Source organism: Rhodococcus sp. YH1 (genome assembly GCF_009939605.1).
Classification (GTDB): domain Bacteria; phylum Actinomycetota; class Actinomycetes; order Mycobacteriales; family Mycobacteriaceae; genus Rhodococcus; species Rhodococcus aetherivorans.
Genome location: NZ_WVTE01000123.1, coordinates 1 through 6,991, shown reverse-complemented (window position 1 = coordinate 6,991; position 6,991 = coordinate 1). Strand labels below are relative to the sequence as shown.

The 6,991-nt window shown below is 71.0% G+C and carries 7 protein-coding genes; 6 read left to right on the top strand and 1 reads right to left on the bottom strand.

Features of this window, described 5'->3' with window-relative positions; translation table 11 throughout:
- On the bottom strand, positions 1-351 hold a 351-nt coding region (locus AIIKEEIJ_RS11480; RefSeq protein WP_161995694.1), incomplete at its 3' end, for a TetR family transcriptional regulator.
- A 190-nt stretch (positions 352-541) separates the two neighbouring features.
- Between AIIKEEIJ_RS11480 and AIIKEEIJ_RS11475 the strand changes: the two genes are divergently transcribed.
- From AIIKEEIJ_RS11475 to AIIKEEIJ_RS11450, 6 genes are all read left to right on the top strand, one after another.
- Positions 542-2,074, top strand: a complete 1,533-nt coding sequence (locus AIIKEEIJ_RS11475) for a carboxyl transferase domain-containing protein (protein WP_230304576.1) — start codon at positions 542-544, stop codon at positions 2,072-2,074.
- 11 nt (positions 2,075-2,085) lie between these two features.
- Complete coding sequence (locus tag AIIKEEIJ_RS11470; protein WP_161995695.1) at positions 2,086-4,158, top strand: ATP-binding protein; 2,073 nt, start codon at positions 2,086-2,088, stop codon at positions 4,156-4,158.
- A 9-nt stretch (positions 4,159-4,167) separates the two neighbouring features.
- The gene (locus tag AIIKEEIJ_RS11465; RefSeq protein WP_006947101.1) at positions 4,168-5,328 is read left to right on the top strand and encodes an acyl-CoA dehydrogenase family protein; all 1,161 of its coding nucleotides are present in this window, start codon (positions 4,168-4,170) and stop codon (positions 5,326-5,328) included.
- On the top strand, positions 5,325-5,819 hold the full coding sequence (locus AIIKEEIJ_RS11460) for a MaoC family dehydratase (protein ID WP_050035547.1): 495 nt from the start codon (positions 5,325-5,327) through the stop codon (positions 5,817-5,819). Before AIIKEEIJ_RS11465 ends, AIIKEEIJ_RS11460 begins: the two co-directional genes overlap by 4 nt.
- A gap of 9 nt (positions 5,820-5,828) precedes the next feature.
- Entirely contained in the window at positions 5,829-6,707 is an 879-nt protein-coding gene (locus AIIKEEIJ_RS11455; protein ID WP_161995693.1) for an aldolase/citrate lyase family protein, read from the top strand.
- Between the two features lie 139 nt (positions 6,708-6,846).
- Positions 6,847-6,991, top strand: a 145-nt coding sequence (locus tag AIIKEEIJ_RS11450) for an aldolase/citrate lyase family protein (protein WP_238406309.1), incomplete at its 3' end; no start/stop codon positions are given.

The window sequence follows — 6,991 nt, the reverse complement described above, 5'->3', positions numbered from 1 at the left end:
GATCAGGTCCGGCTCCCCGAGCGCGAAGTCGAGGTGGAAGTCCACGAGCCGGTCGAGTGCGCGCCGGGGCTCGTCGGTGTGGTCGATCACGTCGGTACCGCCCGCCAGCAGGCGGCGGCTGATGTCGACCAGGAGCTCGACGAGCAGCGCGTCCTTGTTGGGGAAGTGCCGGTAGACGGCGGGACCGCTGATGCCCACCGCCGCGCCGAGATCCTCGAGGCGCACGCCGTTGAAGCCGCGCTCGGCGACGAGCCGTGCCGCGGCCTGCAGCAGTTGCCGCCGCCGGTCGGCCTTGGCCCGGCCGCGCGGGGTGAGCAGCTGCTCGTCGGTGTCCGGCTTCAGCTCGGTCATCGGCCGCACCCTTCCTTCCTGATGTGGTCTGGACAACTCAGTTAATCACAGCTAACCTTATTTTCAGTTATCGAGTATTAACTCAGGCGTTCACCCCCATGGCGAGGACGGTACTGTGACAACCCCCCCAACGACCGCTCCGCGGACCTACCGCGACCAGCACGTCCAGCTGGTCGCCGAGCTGCGCGACATGCTCGCGACCGCCGCCCTCGGCGGCAGTGAGAAGGCGCGGGATCGGCACGTCGCCCGCGGCAAGCTGCTGCCCCGGGACCGCGTCGACGCCCTGCTCGACCCCGGCAGCGCGTTTCTCGAGATCGCGCCGCTGGCCGCGAACGGCATGTACGACGACGAGTGCCCGGGCGCGGGCATCATCGCCGGCATCGGCCGGGTGTCCGGCCGCGAGTGCGTGATCGTCGCCAACGACGCCACCGTCAAGGGCGGCACCTACTACCCGATCACGGTCAAGAAGCACCTGCGGGCGCAGGAGATCGCGCTGCAGAACCAGCTGCCCTGCCTCTACCTGGTCGACTCCGGCGGGGCGTTCCTGCCGCGGCAGGACGAGGTGTTCCCCGACCGCGAGCACTTCGGCCGCATCTTCTACAACCAGGCCACCATGAGCGCCAAGGGGATCCCGCAGATCGCCGCGGTGCTGGGCTCGTGCACCGCCGGCGGCGCCTACGTGCCCGCGATGAGCGACGAGGCCGTCATCGTCCGCAACCAGGGCACCATCTTCCTCGGCGGCCCGCCGCTGGTGAAGGCCGCCACCGGCGAGGTCGTCACCGCGGAGGAACTCGGCGGCGGCGACCTGCACTCGAAGGTCTCCGGTGTCACCGACCATCTCGCCGAGGACGACCGCGACGCGCTGAACAGGGTGCGCGACATCGTCGCCACGTTCGGGCCCCGCAACCCCCGGCCGTGGGACGTGGCGCCGACCTTCGCGCCCGCCGCGGATCCGGCCGAGCTGTACGACGTGGTGCCCACCGACCCGCGCACCCCCTACGACGTGCACGAGGTCATCGAGCGCATCGTCGACGGCGACCCCGCCGGGCCCGGCTCGAGCTTTTCCGAGTTCAAGGCCGAGTACGGCAAGACCCTGGTCACCGGCTTCGCCCGGATCCACGGCCACCCGGTCGGCATCGTCGCCAACAACGGCGTGCTGTTCGGTGAATCCGCCCAGAAGGGCGCCCATTTCATCGAGCTGTGCGACAAGCGCTCGATCCCGCTGCTGTTCCTGCAGAACATCTCCGGCTTCATGGTCGGCCGGGACTATGAGGCCGGCGGCATCGCCAAGCACGGCGCCAAGATGGTCACCGCCGTCGCGTGCGCGCGGGTGCCGAAGCTGACCGTCGTCGTCGGCGGCTCCTACGGCGCCGGCAACTACTCGATGTGCGGGCGGGCGTACTCGCCGCGCTTCCTGTGGATGTGGCCCAACGCCCGCATCTCGGTGATGGGCGGCGAGCAGGCCGCCTCCGTCCTGGCGACGGTGCGTTCGGAACAGCTCGACGCGTCCGGCACCCCGTGGACCGCCGAGCAGGAGGAGGCGTTCAAGGCGCCGATCCGCGCGCAGTACGAGCACCAGGGCAACCCCTACTACTCGACCGCGCGGCTGTGGGACGACGGCATCATCGATCCCGCCGACACGCGGGAAGTTCTCGGCCTGGCCCTGTCGGCGTGCGCGAACGCACCCCTCGAGCCGGTCTCCTACGGCGTCTTCCGGATGTGAGGCACATGAACATGTTCGATACCACCGGCCGAGCCGGGATGTTCCATACCGTACTGGTGGCCAACCGCGGGGAGATCGCGGTCCGGGTGATCCGGACCCTGCGCCGCATGGGCATCCGGTCCGTCGCCGTGTACAGCGACGCCGACGCCGGCGCCCGGCACGTGCGTGAGGCCGACACCGCGGTGCGCCTCGGCCCCGCCGCCGCGCGCGAGAGCTACCTCGACATCGCCAAGGTGATCGACGCGGCCCGGCGCACCGGTGCGCAGGCGATCCACCCCGGTTACGGCTTCCTGTCCGAGAACTCGGGCTTCGCGCAGGCCTGCGCCGACGCCGGGATCGTTTTCCTCGGCCCGCCCGCCAAGGCCATCGAGGTCATGGGCGACAAGATCACCGCCAAGAACGCCGTTGCCGCGTTCGACGTCCCGGTCGTGCCGGGCATCTCCCGGCCCGGCCTGACCGACGACGAGCTGATCGCCGCGGCCGGCGACATCGGATACCCGGTGCTGATCAAGCCGTCCGCCGGCGGCGGCGGCAAGGGCATGCGCCTGGTCACCGAATCCGGTCAGCTCGCCGAGGCGCTCGCCTCCGCGCGGCGCGAGGCGGCCTCCGCGTTCGGTGACGACACCCTGTTCCTCGAACGGTTCGTGCAGCGCCCGCGGCACATCGAGGTGCAGATCCTCGCCGACACCCACGGCAACGTCGTCCATCTCGGCGAGCGTGAGTGCAGCCTGCAGCGCCGCCACCAGAAGGTGATCGAGGAGGCCCCGTCGCCGCTGCTCGACGAGGCCACCCGCGCCCGGATCGGGCAGGCCGCGTGCAACACCGCCCGCAGCGTCGACTACACCGGCGCCGGCACGGTGGAGTTCATCGTCTCCGCGGACGCGCCGGACGAGTTCTTCTTCATGGAGATGAACACCCGCCTGCAGGTCGAGCACCCCGTCACCGAACTGGTCACCGGACTGGACCTGGTGGAGTGGCAGGTGCGCGTCGCCGCCGGCGAGGCGCTCGGCTTCGAACAGGACGACATCACCCTGACCGGGCACGCGATCGAGGCCCGCGTCTACGCCGAGGACCCCGCCCGCGGATTCCTGCCTACCGGCGGCACCGTCGTCGGGCTCGACGAACCCGGCGCCCAGGCCGACACCGGGGTGGGCATCCGCGTCGACTCCGGGCTCGAGGTGGGCACGGTCGTCGGCAGCGACTACGACCCGATGCTGTCGAAGGTGATCGCGCACGGACCCGACCGCGCCGCCGCGCTGCGCCGGCTCGACCGGGCCCTGGCCGAGACCGCGGTCCTCGGGGTGGTCACCAACATCGACTTCGCCCGCTTCCTGCTCGCCGATCCCGACGTGCAGGCCGGCAACCTCGACACCGGGCTGCTCGATCGCCGCCTCGACGACTACACCGCCCCGGACACCCCCGACGCGGTGCTCGTCGCCGCGGCCGCGCACCGCTGGCTGCGCCGCTGGCCCGCGACGTCCACGACGTCGGCAGTGGACCCGTGGGACCGGCCCACCGGCTGGCGGGTCGGAGGACCCGCGCCGACCACCGTGCGGCTGCAGACCCCCACCCGCACCGATCACGTGCACCTCACCGGCACCCCGGAGGCCGCCACCGCCCGGATCGAGGACGGCCCCGAGCGGGTACTCACCGCTCGGCTCGACGCCGGCCGCCTCGCCGTCACCCTCGACGGGGTGCGCTCGGAGTTCCTCGTCGCCGAGGGCGACGGGCAGCTGTGGCTCGCCGGTGACGGCGGCACCTGGCCGGTGCGCGAGGCCCGCGAACCGAACATCCGCGACGCCGACGCCCACGCCGGCGAGGCCGAGCTGACCAGCCCGATGCCCGGCACCGTCATCGCCGTCCCCGTCGAGAACGGTGCCACCGTCACCGCCGGCAGCACCGTCGTCGTCGTCGAGGCGATGAAGATGGAACACGCCCTGACCACGCCCGTCGACGGCACCGTCGAACTCCTCGTCGCCCCCGGCGACCAGGTCAAGGTCGACCAACTCCTCGCCCGCGTCGTCCCCGGCAGCGGAGTTCCCACCCACTCCGTTCCCGCCCCCACCGACACCACCGACAGCTAGGACACCCCGATGACCGACTACCTCTCCACCGGACAGCTTCCCGAGGACTACCGGGACCTGAAGAACACCGTCGCAGACTTCGCGCAGACCGTCGTCGCACCCGTCGCCGCCGAGCACGACGCCAACCACACGTTCCCGTACGAGGTCGTCGCGGGCATGGCCGACCTCGGCCTGTTCGGGCTGCCGTTCCCCGAGGAGTACGGCGGGCAGGGCGGAGACTACTTCGCGCTGTGCCTCGCGCTCGAGGAACTCGGCAAGGTCGACCAGTCCGTGGCCATCACCCTCGAGGCCGGCGTCTCGCTCGGCGCGATGCCGATCTACCGCTTCGGCACCGAGGAGCAGAAGCAGAAGTGGCTGCCGCAGCTCGCCGCGGGACGGGCGCTGGGCGCGTTCGGCCTGACCGAGCCCGGCGCCGGCAGCGACGCCGGCGGCACCAAGACCACCGCCAAGCTCGACGGTGACCAGTGGATCATCAACGGCAGCAAGCAGTTCATCACCAACTCCGGCACCGACATCACCGAGATCGTGACCGTCACCGCCGTCACCGGCGAACGCGACGGCAAGAAGGAGATCTCCACGATCGTCGTGCCCACCGACACGCCCGGCTTCGTCGCCGAGCCCGCCTACAACAAGGTCGGCTGGAACGCCTCGGACACCCACCCGCTGAGCTTCACCGACGTGCGGGTGCCGGCGGAGAACCTGCTCGGCGAGCGCGGCCGCGGCTACGCGAACTTCCTGCGCATCCTCGACGAGGGCCGCATCGCGATCGCCGCCCTGTCCACCGGCGCGGCGCAGGGCTGCGTCGACGAGTCCGTCAAGTACGCGAAGGAGCGCGAGGCGTTCGGCCGTCCCATCGGCCGGAACCAGGCGATCGCCTTCAAGATCGCCCGGATGGAGGCACGGGCCCATGCCGCCCGCGCCGCCTACTACGACGCCGCGGCCCTCATGCTGGCGGGCAAGCCGTTCAAGAAGCAGGCTGCCATCGCCAAGCTGGTCGCGTCGGAAGCGGCGATGGACAACGCGCGCGACGCGACGCAGATCCACGGCGGCTACGGCTTCATGAACGAGTACGCGGTGGCCCGGCACTACCGGGACAGCAAGATCCTCGAGATCGGCGAGGGCACCACCGAGGTCCAGCTCATGCTCGTGGCGCGGGAGCTCGGCCTGTGAGCGCTCAGCGACGCGTCACCCAGCGGGGACTGTGGTTCGAGGAGTTCGAGGTCGGCACGGTCTACGAGCACCGCCCCGGGCGCACCGTCACCGAGGCCGACAACGTCGCGTTCACCACGATGACGATGAACACGCAGGCGCTGCACCTCGACGCCGCCTACAGTGAGGGCACCGAATTCGGTGAGCGCCTGGTGAATTCGATGTTCACCCTGTCCACCCTCGTCGGATTGTCGGTGGCGCAGCTGACCCAGGGCACGATCGTCGCCAACCTCGGCTTCTCGGAGATCAAGTTCCCCACGCCGGTCCGCCACGGCGACACCCTGTACGCCGAGACCCTGGTCACCGACAAGCGCGAGTCCAAGTCCCGTCCGGGGCAGGGGATCGTCACGCTCGAGCACACGGCCCGCAACCAGCACGGCGACGTCGTCGCGGTCGCGGTGCGCCAGACACTCGTGCAATGCCGGCCCGCCGACGACACGCAGAAGGGATAGGGGACAAGCATGGGTTCCGTCGACTCCGTGGGTGGTCCGGCGTGGTTGTTCTGTCCGGCCGATCGTCCGGAGCGGTTCGGTAAGGCGGCCGCGACGGCGGATGTGGTGATCCTCGATCTCGAGGACGGGGTGGCGCCGGGGGACAAGGACTACGCGCGCCGGTGCCTGCAGGACACCCCGCTCGATCCGGCCCGGACGGTGGTGCGGCTCAACCCGGCCGGCACGGCCGACCACCTCGCCGATCTCGAGTCCCTGGCGAAGACCCCCTATTCCCGCGTGATGCCGGCCAAGTGCGAGTCGGCGCAGCAGGTGACGTCGCTGGCGCCGCGGGAGGTGATCGCGCTGATCGAGTCCCCGCTGGGGGCGTTGAAGGTCGACGAGATCGCCCTGGCGGCGGGCACGGTCGGTCTGATGTGGGGTGCGGAGGATCTCGTGGTCGGCCTGGGTGGGCAGTCGTCCCGCCGGGGCGACGGGACGTATCGGGACGTGGCGCGGCACGTGCGGTCGCAGGCGTTGCTGGCGGCGAAGGCGTACGGGCGGTTCGCCCTGGACTCGGTGTATCTGAACATCAGGGATCACGACGGGTTGCGGGCGGAGGCGCTGGACGCGGTGGCGGTCGGGTTCGATGCGAAGGTGGCGATCCACCCCGGTCAGGTGGCGGTGATCCGGTCCGCGTACGCGCCGAGCGCGGAGGATGTGGCGTGGGCGCGGCGGGTGCTGGCGGCGGTGCCGGAGGAGCGGGGGGTGTTCCAGTTCGAGGGCCGGATGGTCGACGCGCCGGTGCTGCGGCACGCGGAGCAGATCCTGCACCGCTCGGTGCAGTCGGAGGCAGCGGCCGGGCAGTCGGAGGCAGCGGCCGGGCAGTCGGAGGCAGCGGCCGGCGCCTGACGGATCCGCGCTCTTGCCGGTCGTCCGCGCGGAATTCCCGCGCGGACGACCACCCGTCCCGCGCTCGGGTCACGATTGTGCTGACAGTGCGGTGCCCGGGCCGCATCATCGAAGAGATCACCCGATCGAGGAGGTCTCTATGTACAGCGTCGGCGGCCCGGCGTGGTTGTTCTGTCCGGCCGATCGTCCGGAGCGGTTCGGTAAGGCGGCCGCGACGGCGGATGTGGTGATCCTCGATCTCGAGGACGGGGTGGCGCCGGGGGACAAGGACTACGCGCGCCGGT